The 24,427-nt window shown below is 70.6% G+C and carries 25 protein-coding genes; 10 read left to right on the forward strand and 15 right to left on the reverse strand.

What is annotated here, in order from left to right; translation table 11 throughout:
- The first annotated feature begins 60 nt into the window (after positions 1-60).
- A complete protein-coding gene (locus AC6CH0_RS05595; protein WP_498098795.1) occupies positions 61-618 on the forward strand; it encodes a GNAT family N-acetyltransferase in 558 nt (185 codons plus the stop codon).
- Here AC6CH0_RS05595 and AC6CH0_RS05600 read toward each other — a convergent pair.
- Genes AC6CH0_RS05600 through AC6CH0_RS05615 form a run of 4 tightly spaced genes read right to left on the reverse strand, consistent with a single transcriptional unit; the run spans position 583 to position 6,553 of the window.
- Positions 583-2,136 carry an alpha/beta hydrolase gene (locus AC6CH0_RS05600; protein WP_498098796.1) on the reverse strand — a complete coding sequence of 518 codons (1,554 nt, stop codon included), beginning with the start codon at positions 2,134-2,136 and terminating at the stop codon, positions 583-585. The genes AC6CH0_RS05595 and AC6CH0_RS05600 overlap by 36 nt on opposite strands.
- Before the next feature lie 56 nt (positions 2,137-2,192).
- Entirely contained in the window at positions 2,193-2,600 is a 408-nt protein-coding gene (locus AC6CH0_RS05605; protein ID WP_498098798.1) for an NUDIX domain-containing protein, read from the reverse strand.
- 38 nt (positions 2,601-2,638) lie between these two features.
- Entirely contained in the window at positions 2,639-5,191 is a 2,553-nt protein-coding gene (locus AC6CH0_RS05610; RefSeq protein WP_498098799.1) for a rhomboid family intramembrane serine protease, read from the reverse strand.
- Positions 5,192-5,218: 27 nt separating this feature from the next.
- The gene (locus tag AC6CH0_RS05615; RefSeq protein WP_498098800.1) at positions 5,219-6,553 is read right to left on the reverse strand and encodes an alpha/beta hydrolase; all 1,335 of its coding nucleotides are present in this window, start codon (positions 6,551-6,553) and stop codon (positions 5,219-5,221) included.
- Between the two features lie 126 nt (positions 6,554-6,679).
- Here AC6CH0_RS05615 and AC6CH0_RS05620 point away from each other — a divergent pair, with 126 nt between their 5' ends.
- Entirely contained in the window at positions 6,680-8,065 is a 1,386-nt protein-coding gene (locus AC6CH0_RS05620; RefSeq protein WP_498098802.1) for a glycine--tRNA ligase, read from the forward strand.
- 325 nt (positions 8,066-8,390) lie between these two features.
- Here the strand turns inward: AC6CH0_RS05620 and AC6CH0_RS05625 are convergent, their stop codons facing one another.
- Genes AC6CH0_RS05625 through AC6CH0_RS05635 form a run of 3 tightly spaced genes read right to left on the reverse strand, consistent with a single transcriptional unit; the run spans position 8,391 to position 11,365 of the window.
- On the reverse strand, positions 8,391-9,164 hold the full coding sequence (locus AC6CH0_RS05625) for a GNAT family N-acetyltransferase (protein ID WP_498098803.1): 774 nt from the start codon (positions 9,162-9,164) through the stop codon (positions 8,391-8,393).
- A gap of 34 nt (positions 9,165-9,198) precedes the next feature.
- On the reverse strand, positions 9,199-10,587 hold the full coding sequence (locus tag AC6CH0_RS05630) for a glutamyl-tRNA reductase (RefSeq protein ID WP_498098804.1): 1,389 nt from the start codon (positions 10,585-10,587) through the stop codon (positions 9,199-9,201).
- 55 nt (positions 10,588-10,642) lie between these two features.
- Positions 10,643-11,365, reverse strand: a complete 723-nt coding sequence (locus AC6CH0_RS05635) for a hypothetical protein (protein ID WP_498098805.1) — start codon at positions 11,363-11,365, stop codon at positions 10,643-10,645.
- Positions 11,366-11,651: 286 nt separating this feature from the next.
- Here AC6CH0_RS05635 and hemE point away from each other — a divergent pair, with 286 nt between their 5' ends.
- The 7 genes from hemE to AC6CH0_RS05670 all read left to right on the forward strand — a co-directional run bounded on the left by hemE (position 11,652) and on the right by AC6CH0_RS05670 (position 17,600).
- Positions 11,652-12,830, forward strand: a complete 1,179-nt coding sequence (hemE, locus tag AC6CH0_RS05640; protein ID WP_498098807.1) for a uroporphyrinogen decarboxylase — start codon at positions 11,652-11,654, stop codon at positions 12,828-12,830.
- Positions 12,827-14,383 carry a protoporphyrinogen/coproporphyrinogen oxidase gene (locus tag AC6CH0_RS05645; protein ID WP_498098808.1) on the forward strand — a complete coding sequence of 519 codons (1,557 nt, stop codon included), beginning with the start codon at positions 12,827-12,829 and terminating at the stop codon, positions 14,381-14,383. Before hemE ends, AC6CH0_RS05645 begins: the two co-directional genes overlap by 4 nt.
- 100 nt (positions 14,384-14,483) lie before the next feature.
- The gene (locus tag AC6CH0_RS05650) at positions 14,484-14,999 is read left to right on the forward strand and encodes a hypothetical protein (RefSeq protein WP_498101048.1); all 516 of its coding nucleotides are present in this window, start codon (positions 14,484-14,486) and stop codon (positions 14,997-14,999) included.
- Between the two features lie 19 nt (positions 15,000-15,018).
- Complete coding sequence (locus AC6CH0_RS05655) at positions 15,019-15,426, forward strand: phage holin family protein (RefSeq protein ID WP_498098809.1); 408 nt, start codon at positions 15,019-15,021, stop codon at positions 15,424-15,426.
- Positions 15,410-15,715, forward strand: a complete 306-nt coding sequence (locus AC6CH0_RS05660; RefSeq protein ID WP_498098810.1) for a DUF3618 domain-containing protein — start codon at positions 15,410-15,412, stop codon at positions 15,713-15,715. The genes AC6CH0_RS05655 and AC6CH0_RS05660 overlap by 17 nt, the downstream gene beginning before the upstream one ends.
- Before the next feature lie 40 nt (positions 15,716-15,755).
- Complete coding sequence (locus AC6CH0_RS05665; protein WP_498101050.1) at positions 15,756-16,445, forward strand: GntR family transcriptional regulator; 690 nt, start codon at positions 15,756-15,758, stop codon at positions 16,443-16,445.
- Between the two features lie 39 nt (positions 16,446-16,484).
- On the forward strand, positions 16,485-17,600 hold the full coding sequence (locus tag AC6CH0_RS05670; RefSeq protein WP_498098812.1) for a class I SAM-dependent methyltransferase: 1,116 nt from the start codon (positions 16,485-16,487) through the stop codon (positions 17,598-17,600).
- A gap of 47 nt (positions 17,601-17,647) precedes the next feature.
- Here AC6CH0_RS05670 and AC6CH0_RS05675 read toward each other — a convergent pair whose 3' ends face one another.
- Genes AC6CH0_RS05675 through idi form a run of 7 tightly spaced genes read right to left on the reverse strand, consistent with a single transcriptional unit; the run spans position 17,648 to position 23,278 of the window.
- A complete protein-coding gene (locus AC6CH0_RS05675) occupies positions 17,648-18,532 on the reverse strand; it encodes a prenyltransferase (protein WP_498098813.1) in 885 nt (294 codons plus the stop codon).
- Positions 18,529-18,879, reverse strand: coding sequence for a lycopene cyclase domain-containing protein (locus AC6CH0_RS05680; RefSeq protein WP_498098814.1), 351 nt, complete (start codon positions 18,877-18,879; stop codon positions 18,529-18,531). The genes AC6CH0_RS05675 and AC6CH0_RS05680 overlap by 4 nt, the downstream gene beginning before the upstream one ends.
- Entirely contained in the window at positions 18,876-19,205 is a 330-nt protein-coding gene (locus AC6CH0_RS05685; protein ID WP_498098815.1) for a lycopene cyclase domain-containing protein, read from the reverse strand. Before AC6CH0_RS05685 ends, AC6CH0_RS05680 begins: the two co-directional genes overlap by 4 nt.
- A complete protein-coding gene (gene crtI / locus AC6CH0_RS05690; RefSeq protein WP_498098817.1) occupies positions 19,202-20,767 on the reverse strand; it encodes a phytoene desaturase family protein in 1,566 nt (521 codons plus the stop codon). The genes AC6CH0_RS05685 and crtI overlap by 4 nt, the downstream gene beginning before the upstream one ends.
- The gene (locus tag AC6CH0_RS05695) at positions 20,764-21,663 is read right to left on the reverse strand and encodes a phytoene/squalene synthase family protein (RefSeq protein ID WP_498098819.1); all 900 of its coding nucleotides are present in this window, start codon (positions 21,661-21,663) and stop codon (positions 20,764-20,766) included. Before AC6CH0_RS05695 ends, crtI begins: the two co-directional genes overlap by 4 nt.
- Positions 21,660-22,724: a polyprenyl synthetase family protein gene (locus AC6CH0_RS05700; RefSeq protein WP_498098820.1), complete on the reverse strand. Its 1,065-nt coding sequence runs from the start codon at positions 22,722-22,724 to the stop codon at positions 21,660-21,662. Before AC6CH0_RS05700 ends, AC6CH0_RS05695 begins: the two co-directional genes overlap by 4 nt.
- A complete protein-coding gene (gene idi, locus AC6CH0_RS05705) occupies positions 22,721-23,278 on the reverse strand; it encodes an isopentenyl-diphosphate Delta-isomerase (RefSeq protein WP_498098822.1) in 558 nt (185 codons plus the stop codon). The genes AC6CH0_RS05700 and idi overlap by 4 nt, the downstream gene beginning before the upstream one ends.
- A gap of 76 nt (positions 23,279-23,354) precedes the next feature.
- Here idi and AC6CH0_RS05710 point away from each other — a divergent pair, with 76 nt between their 5' ends.
- Positions 23,355-23,927 (forward strand): MarR family winged helix-turn-helix transcriptional regulator, encoded by a 573-nt coding sequence (locus tag AC6CH0_RS05710; protein WP_498098824.1) that lies wholly within the window; start codon positions 23,355-23,357, stop codon positions 23,925-23,927.
- Here the strand turns inward: AC6CH0_RS05710 and AC6CH0_RS05715 are convergent.
- Positions 23,918-24,376, reverse strand: a complete 459-nt coding sequence (locus AC6CH0_RS05715; protein WP_498098825.1) for a pyrimidine dimer DNA glycosylase/endonuclease V — start codon at positions 24,374-24,376, stop codon at positions 23,918-23,920. The genes AC6CH0_RS05710 and AC6CH0_RS05715 overlap by 10 nt on opposite strands.
- Positions 24,377-24,427: the final 51 nt, after the last annotated feature.

Consider the following 24,427-nt stretch of genomic DNA (forward strand, 5'->3'; position numbering starts at 1 on the left):
GTACCGCCCCCGTTCCGCATTCCCGACGGGCACGGCGGTCGTGCCGTGTACGCTCTCGACGTGCACATCCGACCGATGCAATCCCATGACCGTGCAACCATCGACCACCTGCTTGCCGTGGCGTTCGCGACACCGACGTCGTCGCCCGCCGAGCCGCCGATCGAGGTCGGGCTGAACACGGCGCTGCTCGACTCCGAGGCGGTGCTGCCGCACCTCACGCTCGTCGCCGAGCTCGGCGGCGAGGTCGTGGGCTACTGCATCAGCACTCGGGGCACCGTCGCGCCGGTTGCGACGACCGCGACCGACTCGGCCGGCTCGACGACTCCGGTGCTCGGGCTCGGACCGATCGCGGTCGCCCCTGAGCGCCAGCGCGACGGGGTCGGTTCGGCGCTCGTGCACGAGACGATCCGCATCGCCGAAGCGCACGGCGAAGGGCTGGTCGTGCTGCTCGGCGACCCCGGGTACTACGGCAGGTTCGGGTTCGTCGCCGGTTCCGAGGTCGGCGTCGCCCCGCCCGAGCCCGCCTGGGGCGAGTACTTCCAAGTGCTGCGGCTGTCGCGAGCGAGCGACGAGCACCGCGGCTCATTCCGGTACGCGGCTCCGTTCGAGGCGTTCTGACTCGTCGGTGGATTGAGCGAGCAAGTCGACGCCGGAGACCACCGCGGCGATCGTCTCTGGCGCCGCGAGGATGCGGAAATGCCCGGCGACCGGCACCTGCACATTCGTGGCTCCGTCGAGGGCGCTGCCTTCGGGCACGTGGGGATCGAAGGTGCCGAACACCGACACGATGCGCGAGTTGACGGATGCCGCGTCGCCGAGTTCGACGATCGTCGCCCCGTCGGGCAGGAACTCCCGCAGCCTCCGGTCGAGCATGTAGCGCGCGAGTCGTGATCCGCCGAACGGCGTGGCGACGGCGACGACACCGAGCAGCCCGAGACGCTCGTCGGTGCCGCCGGCTGCGGCGGCGATCAGCATCCGCTTGCCGACCAGCCCGCCCTTCGAATGGCCGACGAGGATGCGGCCGGCCGTGGGGGTCGGCAGGCGGAGCAACGCCCGCGTGACACGTTCGGCCGTTTCGGGGATCGCGAGCAGGTTCGCACCGAGTCCGTGCACGACGCGCACACGATGACCCCGGGCGTTGAGCGCGTCGCCGACGGGTGCCATGAACGACCAGTGCTCGTAGACGCCCGGCAGCAGCACGATCGTCGGCATGGCGGCGTCGCCCTCGCCCCAACGTCGCGGCGGTCTCGGCACCGTGAGCACTCGCGTGTGCCGCTTCGCCGCGTCGAGGTAGTCGAGCGCCCACCAGCCGGCGGCCGCGAGCGGCGAGAGCGGGCGAGGCGCTGCCGCGAGTGGCGCCTCGATCGGGGGCGCCGTCGCCACCTCGCGGCCGACGGGCTCGCCGCGTGCATGTCGGGAGATGAGGTCGAAGACCTCTGAGACCCCGGTGAGCATCGTGTCGTGGCCTCGTCCGGGAACCTCGGCGTAGCGCCCATTCGGAATGAGCGCCGTCATCTCTTCGGCCCAGTACCGCGGCACGATGCGGTCGTGTTCGCCGCGGATGACGAGCGTGTCGGCGGCGATCAGCGGAAGGACGCGCTCGAGGCGGTGCTCGATCATCGGCCGGAGGTTCGCAGTGAACCACTTCGGCCCCGCCTCCGAGTACTGGGCGAGCCCGATCGCCATCACCTTCGGGTTGATGACGGCGATGTCCTGCAGGAAGCGCAACGCCTGCTGCAGGATGGTGCGCTCGCGGGGATTCACGGTCGACCCGATCAGCACGAGTCGGCCGACGAGCTCCGGATGATGCGCGGCGGTCTCCGATACGACCTGCGCACCGGTCGAGTGGCCGACGAGCACGGGGCGGTCGAGTCCCTCGGCGGCGATGAGCTCGGCGAGGAGCTCCCCGGACGCCTCCATGCTGAGCGGCTCCCGCGGTTGCGGGGCGTCGCCGAAACCTGGCATGTCGAGGGCGTACACGGTGCCCGTCGCCTCGAGCCGGACGGCGAGGTCGCCCCAATACTCGTGAGCCATGCCGAGGCCGTGCACGAGCACGTAGTCCGGGCCGTCGGCGATGCCCGACTCGCGGACGACGATGACGTGCTCCCCACTGCGGAACTCGCGAGTCGTCGGCATGTCCGAAGTCTACGAGGCAGACCTGAGGCAGCGGTCAGCCGACGAATGCGTCGCGGTCAGTCGATGAGTCCGGCGGCGGCGAGCCGCTCGAGCACCTCGACCCCGGCGGGCGGGCACCGGTCGACCTCGGCGCTCGTCACCCAGTGCAGGCTGCCCACCTCGGCAGAGGCGAGCGGCGCGGCATCCGTCTCGGCGTGGAAGACGCGCATGCGAACCAGCCGGCCGTCTGGCTCGCCATGAGCCTGCACGATCACCTCGAAGAGCTCGACGAGATCGGCCGGGTCGAGCACGAGCGCGACCTCTTCGAGCGCCTCGCGGGCGGCGGCCTCGGCGGCCGTCTCGCCGGCGTCGATCTTGCCCCCGGGCATGTAGTACACGTCGCGGTCGCGCGCGGTGACCATGAGCACGCGCCGGTCACGCATCAGGGCGATCGCCGCGACACGGATGTCGGTGAGTTGAGGCATCCGTTCCAGCCTAGGCGTCGCGCGGCGGACCACGGATGCTACGTCGTGAGCGTCTTCACGAGGGCGACGGCCTCTTTCGGCGACACCTCGGGCAGGTACGCCCGGCCGATCGCGACGCCGATCGTCGGCAGCGCGAGCGGGTCGGGGTAGGCCATCGAGATCGTCTCGTACTCGGGGTTGAACTTCGCCTTGAAGCGGAACAGCGACGAGAAGCCGTAGGCGGGTTCGAGCGTCGTGGCGAGCCAGTCGAGGAGTCGCGTCATCACCGTCGGGTCCGGCGGCGTGTCACCGTCGGCGAGCGGCTTCGACGCGAGCGGAGCACCCGAGAGGCTCAGCACCTCGGCACCGGTCTCCTTCATGTGCAGCGCCGCAGAGGCGATGAGGAACTCCATGATGCCGTTCATGCTCCCGTCGGCCCGGCGCATGAAGTCGATCGTCCAGCCGACCACCGCGCCGTCGCGGTAGACGGGCAGCCAGCTCGTGACGGCCTGCAGCCGATCGTCGGGACCGACGGCGAGCATCAGACGCACCTCGGGGTCTTTCAACTCCTCCATGCCGCCGAGCGTGAATCCCATCTCGGGCAGCTCCTTCTCGGCGACCCATTCCTCGGAGATCGCATTGATCTCGGCGACGGTCGCCAGCGGCAGCTCGTCCCAGCTCGCCCAGACCGTGGTCATCCCCTCCTTGATGCCGCGGTTCAGCGCCTGGCGCACCTTCTGCCACGGCTTGCCCGTGAGCTCGAGCCCGGTGGTGCGCACGAGCGTCTCCTCGCCGACCGACATGTGCTGCCACTCGAGCTCGTCGAAGACGGGCAGGTACTGCGGGTGCACGCTGTAGAAGACGGGCATCCAGCTGTTCGCGTCGCAGAAGGCGGCGAACTCGCGGATGACGCGGCCGGCGTCGCTCGGCGGGCAGATCGGGTCGGACATCGTGATGGCGACGCCGTTGATCACCCGATAGGCGACCGCCGACCCCCCGTCGTCGCCGAACCAGATCACGTTGCCGGGCCAGGTCGCCATGAAGCCGAGAGTGCCGCCGCCGTTGCGGTGCAGCAGTTCGCGGAGACGCTCGTCGTCCGCCGTCTTCGCCGCGGTCTCTGCGCGCGATCGTGACATCAGCCGCACGGCGGCGACGATGAACACCGCCCAGAACAGCGGCCCGACCACCTGGTAGAGCACGCTCGTCAGGTCGTGGCCGGGCAACACGATGGGGTCGACCACGGCGAGGAAGTGCGGTGGCACGAATCGCTTGAGCGTGTCGAGCAGCAGGTCCCAGCCGGTCGCGGCGGGCCAGTACTCGCCGAGGGTCGACAGGCCGACGGCGAAGTACGCTCCGGCGAGCACGACGAACGTCACCGAGACGACGACGGCGAAGCGCCCGAGCCTGCGTCGAGGAGCTCGCAGCTGGAAGTGCCGCCTGGTCACGATGAGCATGACGATGATGCCGATCGGCAATGCGAGCACCGCGAGCGCCCAGAGCACCAGCTCGCCGAGGTCGAACACCGTCCAGGTGCCGTCGTCGACGTCGGCGGTCGAGACCGTGACGTCGAATGCGGTGCGGGCGAAGAGCAGAATGGCGAGGTTGACGGCGATCGCGAGCCACCAGGCGAAGCGTCGGCCACTCCGGAGGCCCCAGGCCGCGAGCAGCAGGAGCATCACCGGCACGAACGAGAGCAGGAACATGCCGAAGCCCTGGGCGCTGAGCAGCGCGAGTTGCGAGATGCACGCGTCGGTCACCGCGGTGACGGCACTGCCGCACTGCGTCATGACCGCGGCGAGCTCGAGGGGTTCGTCACGGTAGAGGTAGGAGCCGAACGCGAACGGCGTGAGCTCGGAGCGGTTGATGAGCGCGACGATCGGCCCGACCGCGGTCACGGCGATGACCGCGGCGATGAGGGTGCGGGTCTCGCGATGCGAACTGCGCCGCGCCGACAGCGTCGACGGATCTCGGGCGAGCAGGGCGCCGAGGAGATACCCGGCGATCGCCGCGATGATCCGGTAGGCGTTCGACGAGTCGCCGTCGTAGAGCACGAAGACCAGGATGAATGCGAGGGTGACGATGCGGATGCGGCGGCGCCAGAGTGTTCCCATGAACGCCGTCGAGGCGATCAGCGCACCGACGATGCCGGTGAGCGGGTCGAGCGTCAGGTCGGCGGCGGTGCCCGTCGCCCACCATTCGCCGGCGAGTGAGCCGAGCCACTGCACCAGCGTGCCGAGTGCAACGCCGACCACGCCGGTGACGACGAACGCGACGATCGTGCGCCAGGTGCCCATGCGGCGCTCAGCGACGCCGAGCAGCAGCACTGAGGCGAGCACTCCGAACACGAGCTGGAAGGGGTCGAATGCGATGACGAGCGCGGTGCCGACCGTCCACCATCGACCCTCCTCGATCGTGGTGAGCACGCCGGCGGCCCACGTCGACGCCGTCGCCTCCGAGGCGGTGCCGATCGCGGTGCCCGCGGCGATCGACGTGCCGAGGAGCACGATGGCCACGGCGATGCTGAACGGTACGCGTCGGATGAACGCGCCGATCGTCTCCCCGGTCGTACGCAGGCGCCCGGTCGGCTCGGTGTCGGCGCTGGATTCACTCATGTCTGCTCCCGGTGGGGTGGTTCAGCGTCACGGTGCGGAGAGCCCGAGTCTCGGGTACAGCACCTCGAAGCCCTCGTCGAGGCCGCCGTTCAACGCCGCTGCATCGTGGTCCGCCCCGGCGACGACGAAGAACGTCGTCTGCATGCCGGCCGCGGCCGCGGCATCCGCGAGGCGTTCCGCGCCCGGAGCGAACGCCGTGTCGTCCTCACCGACCGTGAACACGGCCGTCGTGTCGGGGTAGGGCGTCTTCGAGAGCATGATGTTCGCGGGCTTCACGGCGTCGTAGGCGGCCTGGACGCCGTGGAAGACGCTCGACAGCACCTCGGAGGGCCGCTCGGCTCCCGCGAACTCGACGGGCGAGATCGCGAGGATGTTGCCGAACATCTCGGGGTACTTCGAGCCGAAGTACGCCGCGCACCCGCCACCGTTCGAGTAACCGGCGATGGTGGTGTACTGCCGGCCCTGCAGCACGTCGAGGTGCTGTTTCGCCCACGGCATGACGTCGTGCGTGACATACGTCTCGACCGCACCGAGCTCGGTGTCGAGGCACAGCGGGTCCTCAGCGGGATCGCCCAGTTGGTCGATGACGAGCGCGATCGGCGCGAGCCCGTCGTGCTCCGACGCGAATTCGTCGAGCACCGCGCCGATGAAGCTCGCATCGGGGTCGCCCGGCTGACCCATCATCATGACGACGAGCGGCAACCGCGGAGCATCCTTCACCAATGCCGCCGGTGGCAGGTAGAGCTGAGCCGGCCGCGCCGCGAAGCCCGAGACGGTGTTCGGCACGCCGCCCTCGACGGTTCCGATCTCGCCCCCGGCGGGCAGGTCGGCCGGTGGCGTCCAGGTCAGGTACAGCGGCTCGGCGGGGTCCGCGGCATCGGCGGGGTCGGGCGTCGGCACCGCGATGGGGTCGGCCGTCGAGATGTGGAGCATCGACCCGAGGGTCGGGTTCAGGCCGTACGCGGCGTTCACCCCGAGGGCGGCGGCGCCGGCGAAGAGGGGAATCGCGAGCAGCGCGATGACCTTGCGCCACCATCGCGAGTGCCAGAGGTTCCAGATCGCGATGAGGCTCGCGGCGAACGCCGCCGGAACCCAGAGCCAGGCGGCCTCGTTCACCGGCCCGCCGAACGCATCGAGCAGGTTCACCGCGATCCAGAGCGTCGCGATGCCGATCAGCCCGCCGAGGACGAGCAGCACGATCACCGTCAGCACCCATGACCAGCCGGAGCCTCGCCCGAGCAGGTAGAGGAGTGCCAGCGCGGCGATCGCGGCGATCGCGATGACGAAGGGCCCGTCGATCACGTTCAGTTCGAGCACGAAATCCCACACCGTCGCCCCCTTGGCCCTGGTCGTGTTGGGCACAGCGTAGCCGCAGGCCGCCGCACCCGGGGGATGGCTCGCGCTCGTTCGCGCCCGCGCCCGCCCGTAGGATGGTGACACCGTGTCGTTTTCCGGCATTCGCCCGATCCCAGGACCATTGGAGCCACCGTGGCCGCACCCAGCCGTCTCGAATCCGTCATCGCCCTCGCCCAGCACCGGGGCTTCGTCTTCCAGGCCGGCGAGATCTACGGCGGATCCCGTTCCGCCTGGGACTACGGGCCCCTCGGCGTCGAGCTGAAAGAGAACATCAAGCGTCAGTGGTGGCGCTACATGGTCACCGGCCGCGAAGACGTCGTCGGCCTCGACTCGAGCGTCATCCTGCCGAAGCAGGTGTGGGTCGCCTCCGGTCACGTCGGCGTCTTCACCGACCCGCTCGTCGAGTGCCTGCACTGCCACAAGCGCTTCCGCGAAGACCACCTGCTCGAGGCTTTCGAAGAGAAGAAGGGCCGCGTTCCCGAGAACGGCATGGGCGACATCGCCTGCCCGAACTGCGGTACCCGTGGCCAGTGGACCCCGCCCCGCGACTTCAACATGATGCTGCAGACCTACCTGGGTCCGGTTCAGGATGAGTCGGGGCTGCACTACCTCCGCCCCGAGACGGCGCAGGGCATCTTCACCAACTTCGCCAACGTGCTGCAGGCGGCGCGCATGAAGCCGCCGTTCGGCATCGGCCAGATCGGCAAGTCGTTCCGCAACGAGATCACGCCCGGAAACTTCATCTTCCGCACGCGCGAGTTCGAGCAGATGGAACTCGAGTTCTTCGTCGAGCCCGGCACCGACGACCAATGGTTCGAGTACTGGCTCGACTACCGCTGGAACTGGTACGTCGACCTCGGCGTCGACCCCGAGAACCTGCGCCGCTTCGAGCACCCCTCCGAGAAGCTCTCGCACTACTCGAAGCGCACCGTCGATATCGAGTATCGCTTCGGCTTCACCGGCGGCGAGTGGGGCGAGCTCGAGGGTGTCGCCAACCGCACCGACTTCGACCTCACCACGCACTCGGAGCACTCGGGCAAAGAGCTGTCGTACTTCGACCAGTCGAAGAACGAGCGCTGGATCCCCTACGTGATCGAGCCCGCGGCCGGTCTCACCCGCTCGCTCATGGCCTTCCTCGTCGACGCCTACGACGTCGAAGAGGTGCCGAACGCGAAGGGCGGCGTCGACACCCGCACCGTGCTGCGGCTCGACCCGCGTCTTGCGCCCGTGAAGGCGGCGGTGCTGCCGCTCAGCCGCAACGAGCGCCTCTCGCCGCTCGCCCGCGAGGTCGCCGCGTCGCTCCGCAAGCACTGGAACGTCGACTTCGACGACGCCGGCGCCATCGGTCGTCGCTACCGTCGTCAAGACGAGATCGGTACGCCGTTCTGCATCACGGTCGACTTCGACTCGCTCGACGACAACGCCGTGACGGTGCGCGAGCGCGACAGCATGGAGCAGGTGCGGGTGCCGCTCGCCGAGCTCGAGGGCTACCTGGCCGCGCGACTCATCGGGGCATAGGCCTCGGCGCTGCGACTGCCGCGGCGACATTCGAACATGTGTTCACAGCCTGTGGATAACCCTGTGGAGAAACATGTCGGCGTCGATGTCCGCCGAACGGTCGCTCGACGCGTCGGCGCCGGCCGCCGGGCCGTGAGGCACGGCTCGCGCAGGGGGTGACGCTGTGGCGCGGTTCACGCGCTCGACCAGCCATTTGTCCCTCGAACGGGGGCCGCGCCGACCGCGATGCGCCCCGTAGGTTCGATCGAGTGCGCGCCTGGCGATCCCAGCCGAAACGGCGCCCACCGCTGGTTGCACAACCGGTGGAGAGCGCCGGGCGTCCCCCTCAGGCTGTCGAGCCCGTCCCGGTGCTCTCGCCACCGGTGTCGGCCGGGCGACGAGCGGCCCACTCCCGCTGCAGCACGCCGTAGACCGCGGTGTCCTGCCACTCGCCGTCGTTGAACTGCTCTTCGAGAATCGTCGCCTCGCGACGCATGCCGAGGCGTTCGCAGAGGGCGGCGGACGCCGTGTTGCGAGCGTCGAGGAACGCCTGGATCCGATGGGGATCGAGGGTCTCGAACACGAAGTCTCGAATCGCGCGCGCGGCCTCGCTCGCGTAACCCCGGCTCTGGAAGTCGGGGTGCACTACCCAGCCGAGCTCGAGCTGCGCGTGGGCGACGTTCGAGACCCGCACCATCATGTCGCCGATCACTCGATCGTGCTCGCCGCCGTCGACCGACGGTGTGCCCGGAAGTGTCATCGCGAACACGAAGAAGTCGCCGTCGGCGGCGAGCACCCGAGCGGCCGAACGGGTGGCAGTGTGCGCGTACGCGTCGGACCGGTCGCGCTCGGGCCACGGCAGGTATGTGAGCACCTCGGGGAGTCGCTGGTACTCGTACACGTCGGCGGCGTCGGATGCCTCGAGCGGGCGAAGCACCAGGCGCGCTGTGCGCAGCGGCGACTCGGTGAGCGCGGTCGCGTCGAATGGGAGTCGCAGCGCCGGGGGGCCGTCGGGGCCGCCAGCACCGGGCTGCGCGCTCGTCGGCTCGACATCGATGGTGGGTTCGGGTTCGGGTTCGGGTTCGGCTTCGGCCGGGGCCGGCTCAGTGATCTCGTGCATCGCCTCGAAGCGTATCGCGAGCGACCGATGTCACTCAGGAGGCGGCGATCGCCCCCGAGTCGCCGATTCCCTCGTCGCGGACACCAGGCACCTCGTGCGGCATGGCAGCGGCGGCCTCTGCGGTCACGCCGAAGATCGCCGCGATGCCGTCGATCCAGGCCTGCTGCTCGCCGGCGCGGGCGAGCTCGCGCGAGCGCACCATCGGCGTGTGCAGCAGTACGCCGGCCATGTGCCGCAGCGCGGCTTCGGTGCGTCCGTCGTCGTCGCCGCGGCCGCGGGCGCGCTCGATCTCGCCGTCGAGGATGTCGAAGACGTGGCGCCGGAGGGCCACGACGGCTGGAGCGACGTCGTGCACCTCGCGGGTCTCTCCGAATGCGCGGGCCGCCCCGCCGACGATCGCTCGCGCGGCATCCGTCGCCCCGAACTCTTCGAGCGGGGCGTGGATTCGGATGGTCTCGAGGTCGAGCAGCTCGACACCCGGCACCTCGACGACGTCGGGTGCAACGTTGCGCGGCAGCCCGAGGTCGATCACGAGCTGACGCTCGGCGGCGACGTCGACGGCATGGGTGACGAGCGCGAGCGGGGCCGCGGCGGTGGCGGCGTCGGGTGTCTCGAGCACGGCTCGCCCGGCTTCGAGCAACGCCCGATCGACGACGTGGTGCTCGGCGGTCGTGCAGGTCACGATGACGTCGGCACTCGCGGCGACCGCGGCGACCTCGGTGCGGCCGACGGCCTCGATGCCATGCCCGGCGGCGAACTTCTCGGCGCGGCCCGACGGGGAGAACACTCGCACGTCGGTGGCGCCGCGATCACGCAGGGCAGCGAGCGAGGCGCCCGCGAAGCGGCCCGTGCCGACGAGCAGCACTCGCGTGGCGGCCCAGTCGGTGACGCGGCTCTCGGCGAGGTCGAGTGCGAGGCGCACGAGCGAGCGGCCTTCGCCGCCGATGCCCGTCTCGTTCTTCACGCGGCGCGAGATCTGCGAGGCGCGCTGGAAGAGCCGCTCGAGCTCGGGTGTCGTGGTGCCCTCGCCGCGTGCGCGTTCGAGGGAGCGGCGCACCTGCCCGGCGATCTCACCCTCGCCGACGACGACCGACTCGAGACCCGATGCCACGGCGAACAGGTGCCCGGCGACGGCGTTGCCGTGCACGAAGCCGAACGTGGTGCGAAGTTCGTCGGCCTCGAGTCCGGCGATCGCGCCCACCGCGTGGATCGCCTCATGCACGGCGGGTACGGGTGACTCTCCGTCGACGGCGTCGAGGTCGAGGTACGCCTCGAATCGATTGCAGGTCGCCACGACGACTGCGCCGCGCACGGCGGGGTGGCCGTTGCGAATGCGGGGTCCGGCGGCATCCGCGGTCGCCGAAAGCCGCTCGAGCATGTCGAACCCGGCGTTCTTGTGACTCGCGGAGAGGCAGATGAGCACGAAGGGATTCTACTCGCCGTCGAATCGGTGTTCGCCCAGTGCGACGTCGGGGGTCTCAGCGCCCGGCGAGCACCGGCGTCGAGCGCACGATCTGGATTGGCGCCGTGAGCGTCGGAACTTCGAGTCCTTCGGACGCGAGCGCCTCGCGATGCTTCGCCTTCCAGCTGCGCACCACGGCGAAGAACGGAGCGTCGCTCAACGAGTACCGGCCCGGTCGCTCGTCGGCGAACACGATCGGCAACTCGACGCTGACGCCGCCGCGTCGCACCCGGAGCACGAGCACGGAGAGCGGGGAATCGCCCGCGATCATCGAGTCGCAGCGGATGCCGCGCACCTCTCGCCAGGCGAAATGCACGGCTCGCCGGGGGCGCCGGCCGCCCTTCCAGAATGCGACGCCGAGTTCGTCGACCACGATCGAGTAGCGCGCGGAGATGCCGAGCGCGCGCGGGTCATCGATCGTCAGCTCGGCGAGGCTCGCCACGAGCTCGCGGCTGCGGATGCCGCAACTCACCTCTCCCCGCACGCTGGCCTCGAGTGCGCGCCGTCGGGCACGGGACCGGGAGAGCTCGCCGAGCCGGACGAACATCCAGACGACGGCGGCGAGCACCGCGAGGCCCGAGACGACGACGGCGAAGCGCTCGACCGCCGGAACGTCGGGCAGGCGCAGCATCACGCGCTCGAGCGCGGCCGAGCCGGCGATGAGCCCGCCCACCACGATCGCGGCGACGGCGGCGATGGCGAAGGTGATGCCGACGCGATGCGGCGTGGCCGCGTTCATCGCGCGCCTCGTGCAGACCGGGCGGCATGCCGAGCCGGTGCGGCCGGCTCGAAGGGGACGAACAGTGTGCAACACATCATTGGGGGCATGGGTTCTCCGTGGGTGCGGAGGCGCACGTCGGGGGATACGTGCGTCGTCGTGCTCGGGGGCGCACAACGTCTCGACCTTAGCGCTGATGCACGCAGGAATGTAAGGCTTCCTGCCGACGGAACTGAGAACTCGTCGACGAATGAACGCGATCACACGTCGCCGGACTCACCCAGACCGATACGCGACAATGTAGGGCGTGAACCTCTCCGCGCAGCATCCCCTCTCCGCCGGTCTGACTTCCGACTCGCGCCTCGTGCGTGCATATAGAGGAGAGCGTTCCGACGTCACTCCCGTCTGGTTCATGCGTCAGGCGGGGCGCTCGCTGCCCGAGTACCGCGACCTCCGCGTCGGCACGCGCATGCTCGACGCCTGCCTCGATCCGGCGATGGCAGCCGAGATCACGCTGCAGCCCGTGCGTCGCCACCACGTCGACGCCGGCATCTTCTTCAGCGACATCGTGGTGCCGTTGAAGCTCGTGGGCGTCGACGTCGAGATCCAGCCGGGCCGCGGTCCGGTCTTCACGCGGGGCTACGCGGATGCCGCCGGCGTCGCCGAGCTCACGGCGATCGACCCTGCGCGGCTCGACGAGGCATCCGCGCCCATCACCGAGGCGGTCGGGCGAGTGGTCGCCGAGCTGAACGCCACGGTGCCGGCCGGTGGAGTCCCGGCAGGCTCGACCAGTGCCGGAAGCACACCCCTCATCGGCTTCGCCGGCGCGCCGTTCACGCTCGCGGCGTACCTCGCCGAAGGCGGCCCGTCGAAAGACCACCTCGCCGCCCGCACGCTCATGCACGCCGACCCGGGAGCGTGGCGCGCACTCATGGACTGGACCGCCGAGCTCACCGGGCGCTTCCTGCGCACGCAGGTGCTCGCCGGGGCGTCCGCCGCCCAGCTCTTCGACTCGTGGGCCGGTGCGCTCTCGCTCGCCGACTACGAGACGCACGTCGCGTCCGCCTCGGCGAAGGCGCTCTCGTTCGTGCACGACCTCGCCTACGAGCGGCCGGATGCCTCGGGCGACGGTGGCACGACCGGCACGACGACTCGCAGCGTGCCCGTCGTGCACTTCGGCGTCGGCACCGGCGAGCTCCTCGGTGCCATGCACGACATCGGCGTCGACACCGTCGGAGTCGACTACCGCATCCCACTCGACGTCGCCGCGCGGCGAGTCGGCCAGGGCGTGCCGCTGCAGGGCAACCTCGATCCCGCCCTGCTCGCGGCACCGTGGCCCGTGCTCGAGGCGGCCGTGCGCGACGTGCTCGAACGAGGCCGGGCCGCGCCCGCCCACGTCTTCAACCTCGGCCACGGCGTACCGCCGGAGACCGACCCGACGGTGCTGACCCGCGTCGTCGAACTCGTGCACGAGGCATCGGCATGACCGAGCCCGCACCCGAACCGGTCATCGAGCGATCGACCGCCGACGTCGTCGTGGTCGGGGGAGGTGTCGCCGGCCTCGTCGCGGCTCTCGAGTGCGCGAAGGTCGGTCTTCGCGTCACCGTGCTCGAGCGGAGTGGGGAACTCGGCGGATGCGTCGGGCGCATCGAACTCGACGGACTGGTGCTCGACAGCGGCGCCGAGTCGTTCGCGACCCGTGGTGGCGCCGTCGCCGAACTGCTCGGCTCGCTCGGGCTCGACGCCGAGATCGAGAGCCCGAACCCCGCCGGCGCCTGGCTCGTGATGCCCGGCAAGCAGGGACGCCCCGACGCGGCCCCGCTGCCGAAGACCGGAGTGCTCGGCATTCCCGCGAACCCGCTGGGCGACGACGTGCGCCGCATCATCGGCTGGGGCGGCGCGATCCGAGCCTACGGCGATCGGTTGATGCCGATCCTCCGCATCGGCCGCGCCCACAGCCTCGGCCAGCTCGTGCGCTCGCGCATGGGTCAGGCCGTGCTCGACCGGCTCGTGACGCCGATCTCGGCGGGCGTCTACTCGACCGACCCGAACGAGCTCGACCTCGACGTCGTGGCGCCCGGCCTCAACGAGGCGATGACCCGCACCGGCTCGCTCTCGGGCGGCGTCGGGCAACTCGTCGAGGCGCGCAAGGCCGGTGGAGCCGTGCGCGGCCTCCGCGGCGGCATGCACCGTCTCGTCGAGGCTCTCGAGCGCGAGCTCGACCGATTCGGCGTCACCGTCGTGCGCGGGGCGGAGGTCACCGGGCTCGAGCGCGTCGGTGACGCGGCCGACGAGGCGACGGTCGGCCGCGCATCGACCGAGGACCGCGCCGACGAGGCATCCGGATGGCTCGTCATCGCCACCACCGAGACCGGCGAGCTGTTCGTCACCGCACCCGACGTCGTGCTCGCCGCATCGGGGCACGTCGCCCTCGGCCTCGTCGAGGCGGCCCTCGACGGCTGGGCGCCCGGGGCGAAGAGTGCGCCCGACATGACGAGCACGACCTGGCCGCCCGCGGCATCCGTCGAGATCGTCACCCTCGTGCTCGACGCCCCGGAGCTCGACCATGCACCACGCGGTACCGGCGTCCTCGTCGCAGCCGACACCCCCGGCGTCTCCGCGAAGGCGCTCACCCACTCGACGGCGAAGTGGAACTGGCTGGCCGATGCCGCCGGAGGGCGGCACGTCGTGCGCCTCTCCTATGGGCGAGCAGGGGTGCCGAACCCGCTCGACGATCGCTCCGACGAGGAGGCCGCGGCGCTCGCGCTCGCCGACGCGTCCGTACTCCTCGGCGTTCCACTCGACGAGCGGATGCTCCGCGCGTCCGGCCGCACCGCGCGGCGCGATGCGCTCTCGCAGGCAGCACTCGGCCAGCGCGACCGGGTGCGCGTGCTCGAGGATGCGCTCGTCGCCGAGACCGGCATCGAGGCCACCGGGTCATGGGTCGCGGGCACTGGCCTGGCCTCCGTGGTGCCGCACGCGCTCGAGGTCGCGCGGCGCATCCGGCACCGTCGAGTGCAGCCCGACGGCATCGCATAGCCGGAACGGAATATTTCAGCGCAACCCCCTTGCGCCGGTTCGTGCGGGGTCTACGCTGGAACAGTCGCTGTGGTGAACCACAGAGGAAATTGGGGTGCACATGAAAGGCAAGATCCTCTTCGTCGTGGGGCTCGGAGTCGGCTACGTGCTCGGTACGCGAGCCGGCCGTGAGCGCTACGAGCAGATTCGAAAGGCGGCCGAGGGCGTGTGGAACACGCCGGCCGTGCAACAGGGCGTCGACACCGTCAAGGGCTTCGCCGCCGACAAGGTCGGCGATCTCTCCGACACCGTGCTCGACGGGGTGAAGTCGTTGATCGGCAACGCCACCCGCGGCTCGGGTGCGACCAAGCGCGACGTCGGCAGTACCGCGAAGTCGGCGAAGCAGAACGTCGCCAAGACCGCGAAGGCGGCGAAGTCCGCCGTCGACGACGCGGCCTCCGCACTCGACGATGCGATCGATGAGGCGGCGTCGTTCGCCTCCTCCGCGGCATCCGGCACGAAATCCGCCGCGAAGCCTGCTGCGAAGCGCACCGGGTCCACCGCGTCGCGCACGACCGCGTCGACGGCCAAGCGCAGCACGCCGGCCAAGGCCAAGCCCGCCGCATCCGACTCATGACCGTGGAGGTGACCGCGCGATGACCGCACCCTCGAACGACGACCGATCGCTCTTCACGCTGATCGGCGAGCTGCCCGACACGATCACCTCGCTCGTGCGCGCCGAGATCGACCAGATCAAGGCCGAGGTCTCCTACAAGGTCAAGCACTTCGGCATCGGCTCCGGCCTCGTCGCCGGGGCTGCGGTCGTCGGCGTCTTCCTGCTCTTCACCCTGATCGTCACCGGCATCTTCGCGCTCGCGCTCGTGATGCCGGCCTGGGCGGCCGCGCTCACCGTGTCGGGTGCGCTGCTGCTGATCATCGTCGTGCTGCTCTGGATCGCCTACGTCAACTTCAAGCGGGGCTCCGAACCGCTCGAGTCGATCGACAGCCTGAAAGCCGACCTCGACGCCCTGAAGGGAACGGGTGACTATGACCGCCGTTACTGACGCCCGCCACCCGTCGAAGCGCGACACCGCGACGCGCGAACGCAACCTCACCCGCCTGCAGGCGAAGGCCGCGTCGCAGCGAGCGCGCTCCGAGTTCGCCCAGACGCTCAACGCGCTCGAAGACAAGCTCAACGTGCCGAAGCAGGTCGGCATCAGAACCGAGCGGGCGAAGGCGAAGCTCCGCCGATTCGCCGACGAACAGCCGGTCGCCGCCATCGCGGCCGCCGTCGGCGTCGTCGCAGCGGTCGGGGTCACCGTGTGGCTCGTCGTGCGCGCGAACCTCGACTGATCGCCGCCCAGGGTCACAGCGAGCGGATGCCCCGGTGCCGATGTCACGACGCGCGGCGAGTACCGCGGCCGCATCAGCGACCGCGGTCGATCGGGTCGCGGGCCTCGTGCGCGCGGACATCCTGAGCGGAGCGCTCCCGCCCGACACGCCGCTTCGGGAAGAAGCCTCCTCAGAGCAGTACGCCGTGTCGCGCCACACGGTCCGCGCGGCATTCCAGCGACTGGTCGCCGAACGCCTCGCCGTCGCGGAGGCCTACCGCGGTGTGCGCGTCGCGAGCTTCGATCGCGATCACGTCATCGCGCTGCAGCAACTGCGCGCCGCGCTCGAGGTCGAGGCGGTGCGCATCGCTGGTGCGAGATACGACGGGGAGTGGCCGGAGCACGTGCTCGAGCCGGCGCACGCCGCTCTCGACCGGCTCGCCGAACTCGCCCGGGGCGAGTCCGTTGCCGCCGCCGGTGGCGACGCCGCCGTGGACTGGCTCGAGGTCGAGCGCATCCACGCCGACTTCCATCGGGCCATCGTGGCGGCATCCGAGAGCCCCCGTATCATCGAGGCCCACGCGGGGCTCGGCAGCGAGCTGCTGCTGTTCCTCCTGCACGTGCGCCCGCACTACACGCTCGACAGCCTCATCGCCGAGCATCGCGCCCTGCTCGACGAACTCCCCTCGCGCGGGCCCGACGCCGTGCGCGAGCACCTCGAGCACTCGACTCGCCTGCTCGTGGGTGAGTAGCAGTCCGGCCTCGCGCCGGTTGATCGGAAGGAATCGACGATGACGTCGGAACGGGACTCCCAGGCCGCAGCTGTCGATCGCGACGCAGACGCGGTGACGGCATTCGCCGACCGCATCTTCGCCTCGGCTCTCGGTGGCATCGAACAGCTCAGCATCTATCTCGGCGATCGTCTCGGCTGGTATCGCGCCCTCGCAGCCGGCGAGGCGCTCGACGCGCCGACACTCGCCGCACGGACCGGCACCCACGAGCGCTACGCGCTCGAATGGCTCGAGCAGCAGGCGGTGATCGGCATCCTGACCGTCGATGATGCGGATGCCGCGGCATCCGCCCGCAGGTTCACCCTGCCGCCCGCGCACGTGGAGGTGCTCGTCGACTCCGACTCGCTCAGCTATCTCGCACCGCTCGGACGGTTCTTGGCCGCGACGGCAGGTCAACTCCCCGCACTGCTCGACGCGTACCGAACGGGCAGCGGGGTCTCGTGGGAGCAGCTCGGCGACGATGCCCGCGAGGCGCAGGGCGACATCAACCGCCCGTGGTTCCTTCGGCAGCTCGCGCCTGCGCTCGCCGGCGTTCCCTCGATGCACTCGGTGCTCTCCCGCCCAGGCGCCCGGATCGCGGATGTCGGGAGCGGGCACGGCTGGTCGGCGATCGGGATCGCGCAGGGGTATCCGGACGCTCGTGTCGAGGGGTTCGACATCGACGGTCCCTCCATCGCGGCGGCGCGGGATCACGCGCGGGCGGCGGGAGTCGCCGATCGGGTTCGGTTCCATCACGTCGCCGGTGAGGCGCTTCCCGAGGACGCCGTGTTCGACGCCGTGTTCGTCTTCGAGGCGCTGCACGACATGCCACGACCGGTCGAGGTGCTCGCGGCGATCCGACGCGCCGCACGCCCCGACGGCGTGGTCGTGATCATGGACGAGGCCGTCGCAGCCGAGTTCGCGCCCGACGGCGACGAGACGGAGCGGATCATGTACGGGTACAGCCTCCTCATGTGCCTGCCCGACAGTCTCTCCGCGCCCGGATCGGTCGGCACCGGCACGGTGATGCGGCAGTCGACCCTCGAGCGGTATGCCAGGGAGGCGGGCTTCGCGGGTATCGAAGAGCTGCCGATCGAGGGCTTCGCGTCGTTCCGGTTCACGCGGCTCCTGCGCTGAACCACCTCGAGCAGTCGATGCGCCCGCTCGTCGCGGGTCGATCGGGTTCAGCCCGTGATGGCCGCGTACCAGATGAGCAGCATCGTCACCAGGAAGCCGACGACGTAGTTGATGCCGAGGAATCGCTTCCACCCCTCGTTGGCCCGCCCCGATTCGGCGTCGGTGATGCTGCGGAACGGCGCAGCCACCGCGAGGTACGGCACCACGAGCAGGGCGGCGAGCGGTCCGGGCCACGACGTGACGAGCATGAGCAGCCCGGCGAGCACCCACGCGCCCATCGCGAACCACACCGTGCGCCGGGCACCGAGCACCGTGGCGATCGAGCCGATGCCGCCCGCGCGGTCGGGCACGACGTCTTGCACCGCCCCGAACGCGTGGCTCGCGACGCCCCAGGCGAGGAAGCCGAGCAGCAGCGCCAGGAGCTGCGGCGTGAATGCCGCCCCGGCGAGCACCAGGCCGTAGACCGCCGGACTCACGAAGTGCACGCTCGAGGTGAGCGAGTCGAGGAACGGCACCTCCTTGAACCGAAGCCCCGGCACCGAGTACGCCGCGACCGCGAAGAGGCTGACGGCGAGCACCGCCCACGACACCGGGCCGCCGAACACCACGAGGGCGACGACGAACGGCGCGCAGGCGACGATGGCGGCGACGATCGTGAGCCGGTGGCGGCCGGGCACGAGCAGCGCGCCCTCGACGCCGCCCTTGCGCGGGTTCGCGACATCCGACGCGTAGTCGAACACGTCGTTCACGCCGTACATCGCGAGGTTGTACGGCACGAGGAAGAAGATCGTGCCGACCACGAACGCCGGGTCGACCTCGCGGGTGGTCAGCAGGTAGGCGGCCGCGAAGGGGAACGCGGTGTTCACCCAGCTGAGCGGACGGGATGCGGTGAGCAGGTCGGCGACGGAACTGCGGCGAGCCACGACGCTCATCGCTCGCGCTCCGCATCGGCAGCGACCCATGTCGCGCGGCGCCCGCCGGCGCGATCGACCCCGCCGAGCAGGTTCCACAGTCCGCTGAGCAGCAGCACGCCGGCGACCGGGTACGCGAGGTCCTCGATCGGCGCGAGGCCGAGTCGCAGGCCCGAGATGTGCTCGTCGGCGTAGCCGAACAGTCCCGCGGCGATCATGATCGAGTCGAAGGCGACGGTCAGCACGACGAGCACGAGGGTCGTGAGCAGCACGGCCCGCCCGTGTCCGCGCGGTGCGCGCCGCCAGCCGAATGCCGCGACGACGAGCGCGACGGCGAGGAATCCGATCGAGAGCAGCAGATAGGTCATCGGCGGGCCTCCTTCGCCGCGATGAGGCGTACGGCGCCGGTGTAGAGCACCAGCGTGAGGTAGCAGAGGAAGGCGAGGAACACGAGCTCTTCGAGGGGCAGCTCGGGGGCGAGCAGGATGCCGGTGCTCACCGCGTTCTCGCCGCGGTGGAAGATGCCGAGGCCGATGCCGGCGAGGTCCCAGGCGAGGAAGAACGCGACGCCGATGGCGAGCACGACGGCGGCACGCCGAGACGTCGACGACGCGAAGACGAGCCGGAACCGCATGTCGAGCAGCACCATGCAGCCGATGCCGCCGAGCAGCACGGCGAGGTACACGACGCTCATGCCGGCACGCTCCGGACGACCGGTTCCGCGAGCGGCCCCGCGCCGCGTTCTCCGCGCAGCGATTTCGCCACCAGCTCGGCGCTGATGAGGCACATCGGCAGGCCGATGCCGGGAATCGTCGTGGCCCCCGCGAAGTAGAGCCCGCGCACCCGTTGCGACGCCGTGCGACCGCGAAGGAATGCGCTCTGGCGCAGCACGTGCCCGGGTCCCAGCGCCGAGCCGCGCCACGAGTTGAACTCCGCCGCGAAGTCGCCGGGGCCCACGGTGCGGCGAACCACGATGCGCTCGGCCAAGTCGGGGATGTTCGCCCACGTCGAGATCTGCGCGATGGCGGCATCGGCGATGCGCTCGACCGCGGCGTCGCCCGTGCCGTCGATGCCGCCTCGGCCGATGACGGGATCGGCCGGCACCGGCACGAGCACGAAGACGTTCTCGTCGCCGGCCGGCGCCAGCGTCGAGTCGGTCGCGCTCGGCTTGCACACGTACAGCGAGGCCGGGTCGGGCACCGACGGGGCGCGCCCGAAGATGCGCTCGAAGTTCTCGTTCCAGTCGGCGGTGAACAGCAGGTTATGGTGCTGCAGCTGCGGCAGCTCGCCGCGGATTCCGAGCATCACGAGCACTGCGCCGGGGCCGGGCTCCGCCTTCCGCCACGCGGCATCCGATCGGCTCCGTGCCGTCGCGGGCAGCAGCTCCGTCTCGGTGTGGTGCAGATCGGCGGCCGACACGACCACCTCGGCCGCATCGAGGTGCTCCGCGCCCGCGGCATCCAGCCGGCGGATGCCGCTTGCCGCGCCGTCTTCGACCTCGATGCGGGTGACTCGGGCACTCGTGACGATGCGCACGCCGGCGCGCTCCGCGAGTCGCGCCACGCTGTCGATGACCTCGCGGAACCCGCCGAGCGGATAGAAGACGCCGTCGTCGAGATCGAAGTGACTCATCAGGTGGTACATGCTCGGGGCGGCCGAGGGCGAGGTGCCGAGGAAGACCGCCGGGTAGCCGAGCACCTGCCGCAGGCGCTCGTCGCGGAAGCGGCCGGCGACGAAGCGATCGAGCGGCTGCAGCAGCAGACGGCCGAGACGCCCGAGTCGCCGCAGCACCGGTGGCACGAGCAGCGTGCTCGGAGCGGAGAAGTCGTTGTAGAGGAAGTGGTCGAGCGCGAGGCGCGTGGTCTCGTCGGCCGAGTCGAGGTACCGCTCGAGCTCCCGTCCGGCACCGGGTTCGATCGCCTCGAACGCGGCGGCGGCGCGAGCCCGATCCGCCACGAGGTCGAGTGGCTCGTCGTGGCGTTCGAAGAACACCCGGTAGCCGGGCTCGAGGCGCACGAGGTCGAGCTCAGCGGCGGCGCTCGAGCCCATGAGTCGGTAGAAGTGCTCGAACACCTCGGGCATGAGGTACCACGAGGGGCCCGTGTCGAACCGGAAGCCGTCGGCGTCCCATCGGCCTGCACGGCCGCCCACGGTGTCATTCGCCTCGTAGACGGTGACGTCGTGCCCGTCCCGGGCGAGGAGTGCGGCGGTCGCGAGGCCGGCGATGCCCGCACCCACGATGGCGACGCGGCTCACGAGGCATCCGCTCGGCGCATGCTGCGGCGCGACCGCGATGCCGTCGCGCGCACGAGCAGCAGCAGCTTCTGCGACGTCGGCACGCTCACCCGGGTCGTCAACAGCTCGGCGGCAGGGGTGCGGCGCAGCCGTTCGGAGAGGGCGGAGAACAACGCGTGCGCCGCGGCGACGGCCCTGCGGCATCCGCTCGGCAGCTCGGGCACGACCGCCCCCGCGATGGCGAGATCGCGGTCGATGTCGTCGAGCAGCCGGTGCTTCTCGGCCTCGGTGAGGTGCGCGGGGTCGATACCCGGAAAGTAGCGCCGCCCGAGCGTCGCGTAATCGTCGGCCAGGTCTCGCAGGAAGTTGACCTTCTGGAACGCGGCGCCCAGGTGCCGGGCACCGCGTCGCCAGCGCTCATCGCGCGCGGCATCGGCGGGGAGCCCGTCGCCGAAGGCGCAGAGGCACATCAACCCGACGACCTCGGCCGAGCCGTAGACGTAGGCGCGCAACTCGTCATCGTCGAAGTCGACCGGTTCGAGGTCGCGCCGCATCGACGCGAAGAACGGGCGGGTCAGCTCGGCCCCGAATCCCGTCGCGCGTGCCGTCTGCGCGAACGCGTGCACCACGAGGTTCGAGCTGTACCCGCGGTCGATCGCCTGCTCGGTCTCGGCTTCGAGGGCGTCGAGCATCTCGCGTCGCTCGGCCGGTACCAGCCCCGCCTCCTCGGCCGGCCCGTCGACGATCTCGTCGGCGATGCGCACGAGCGCGTAGATATCGGCGACGTGTGCGCGCACGGGGCCGGAGCACAATCGGCTCGCCAGCCCGAAGGAGGTCGAGTAGTGCGAGATCACCTGCGCCGAACCCAGGCGCGCGGTGCGGTCGTAGAGGGCGAGTCCGCTCACGGGCGCGGTCATCGCGCACGCTCCACGCACTCGCGTGCCGATGCCGTGAGGCCGTCACGGAGTGCGGCCGGCAGTCGGGCTGCGGTGATCGCATCGACGGCACCGCCGCAGCGAGCGGCGATGAGCTGCTCGACTCGAGCCAGGGCGCCGCTCGCCTCGATCGTCGCCCGGAGGCGTTCGGCGGCTGCTTCGTCGAGGTCCGGCCGGCCGAAGTCACCCGAGACGTCCACCCAGGCGGCGTGCTGGCGGGCATAGGCGACGAGCAGTGTCTCCTTGCCCTCGCGCAGGTCGCCGAGGACCGACTTGCCCGTGACCGCTGCGGTGCCGTAGACGCCGAGCACGTCGTCGCGCAGCTGGAAGGCGATGCCGAGCTGGCGGCCGATCTCGCCGAGGCGGGTGACCGCATCGGCTGGTGCGCCGGCGAGCACGGCACCCGCCTGCAAGGGGGCGCTGAACGAGTACGACGCGGTCTTGTTCTCGATCATGGTGAGGATGTCGCGCTCGTCGGGAGCTGTGCCCGCCTGGCGCACGTCGGCGTGCTCGCCGGCCGCGGCGAGGAAGACGCACTCGTCGATGATCTCGAGCAGCCGGCTGCGAACGTCGCGAGGCGCGTCGAGTTCTGCCACGAGTCGGTGCGCGCTGCTGATCAGCAGGTCGCCGGCGAGAATCGCGGATGCTTCGCCGTAGTCGTGCGCTCGAGCGGTCGACAGCCCGCGTCCGATGCCGTCGAGCGCGAAGCGGCCGGCGACGTTCGGCGCACCGCGCCGCACGAGATCGTGATCGATCACGTCGTCGTGCATGAGGAAGGCGGTGTGCAGGAGCTCGAACGCCGCGGCGAGCCGCACGATTTCCGTCGACTCGGTACCGGCGAATGCGGTGTGCGCCGCGAGTGCGAGCTCGGGCCGGATGCGCTTGCCGCCGGCGGTGGCGTCGCGCGCCGACTCCCAGAGCCGGGCGTAGTCGTCGCCGAGCGAGGCCGCCCGCGCCACGCGCTCGACGAAGAACGCCTCGAGGAACTCGTCGACGGTCGCGCCGCGCCTGGCGACAGCACGGTCGAGGGTCAGGGCGATCATGAGGCGATCGACTCGGATCGGGATCCGCCGAGGAACGGCAGCAGCTGCGCCTGCAGCACCAGCCACGGGCTGAACGCCCACGGCGCATGCTCGATCGCCGGGGCGAGTTGGTGCGGATGCACCCACGCGAAGTCGACGACCTCACTCGGATGCGGCACCGGGGTGGTCGTCGAGCGCGCCGTGTAGACGGGGCACAGTTCGTTCTCGACGACGCCCGAGGCATCCGTCGCCCGGTAGTGGAAGAAGGGGAGCACGGGCTCGATGCGGTCGAGCTCGAGCCCCAGTTCGAACTCGCCGCGACGGCGGATCGCGTGCACGAGGGTCTCGGCGGGGGCCGGGTGGCCGCAGAACGAGTTGGTCCAGACGCCGGGCCATGCCTGCTTCGAGAGCGCTCGCCGGGTCACGAGCAGTTCATCGCGCTCATTGAAGACGTGGCACGAGAAGGCGAGGTGCCGCGCCGTGTCCGCGCCGTGCACGCTCGACTTCGGCGCGCGCCCGATGGGCCGATCGTCGGCGTCGAGGAGCACGACCTCTTCGATGTCGGTGAGGGTCATGCGAGCTCCAGTCATTCACTGCTTGGGCTAGTAGTTAGCTTAGCGAGAAATATACATCACTGGCTAGAATCAATCCATGGCAACTGATCGGCATGCTCGGAGCGACATCGCCGCCGGCATGCACGACCCGCGCATCTCCGACCGCGACGAAGAACTCGTCAGCCGCTCGGGACTCGACGATGCGAGCGTCGAACAGATCGTTCGAGTCATGCAGAGCCTGCGCGGCTGGCACGACGCCGAACGTCGTATGAGCGAGGCATCCCGCCGCTACATGAAGCTCAACGCCACCGACATGCGCGCGCTCCGATTCCTCATCGCCGCACGCAATCAGGGCGAGATCGTGACCCCGGGCGCCCTCACCGAGTACCTCGGCATCTCGAGTGCATCCACGACCAAGCTGCTCGACCGCCTCGAGCACGGAGACCACGTCACGCGCGCACCCCACCCCACCGACCGGCGGGCCCTCGCCATCGCCGTCACCGAGACGACGCGCATCGTGGCTCGCGAGTCGGTCGGGCGACAGCACGCGCGTCGCTTCGCCGCCGCCGCCGCGCTCGCGCCCGACGAGCGCGAGGTCGTCATCCGGTTCCTCGACGCGCTGAGCGCGACCGAGCTCGATCAGGATCGGGACGGCTCAGGTCAGGGCTGAGCCGCATCGTCGATCGCCACCGCGCGTTCCCATGAGGCCACCGGGCCGTCGACCACGTGGAACAACGGGTGCGGATCGGGAACAGCGACCGAGGCCCATCGCTGCGCGACCTCGGGCGACCGCTTCGTCAACTTCGCCTGCAGGTGCGTCCACTCGAGCGCCAGCTGCCCGCGCGTCACCTCGATGCGAACCGGGGTCGCGCTGCGCTGGTGCACCTTGCTTCCGTCGAACCGGTAGTCGCGGGCGGCGGCTTCCTCGGCGACGACGGCGAGGTAGTCGCCGATCGCGCCGATCGCATCGGGCATCTCGCGGAACCGCTCGAGCTGCGGATGCCGGGTGTAGCCGCGAGTCGCGCCCTCGAGCACCGCCTGGGCGAGCAGCGTCTCCCGCCAGCACGCGGTGAGCCCCTGCCGGTCGAGGTAGCGCGGGTGCAGCGACCAGATCCTCATCCGTCGAGCGTACGTCGAGCGCGATGCCCCGGTCATCTCTCGTCGACTCGC

The sequence above is a fragment of the Agromyces sp. GQ35 genome (genome assembly GCF_059758475.1).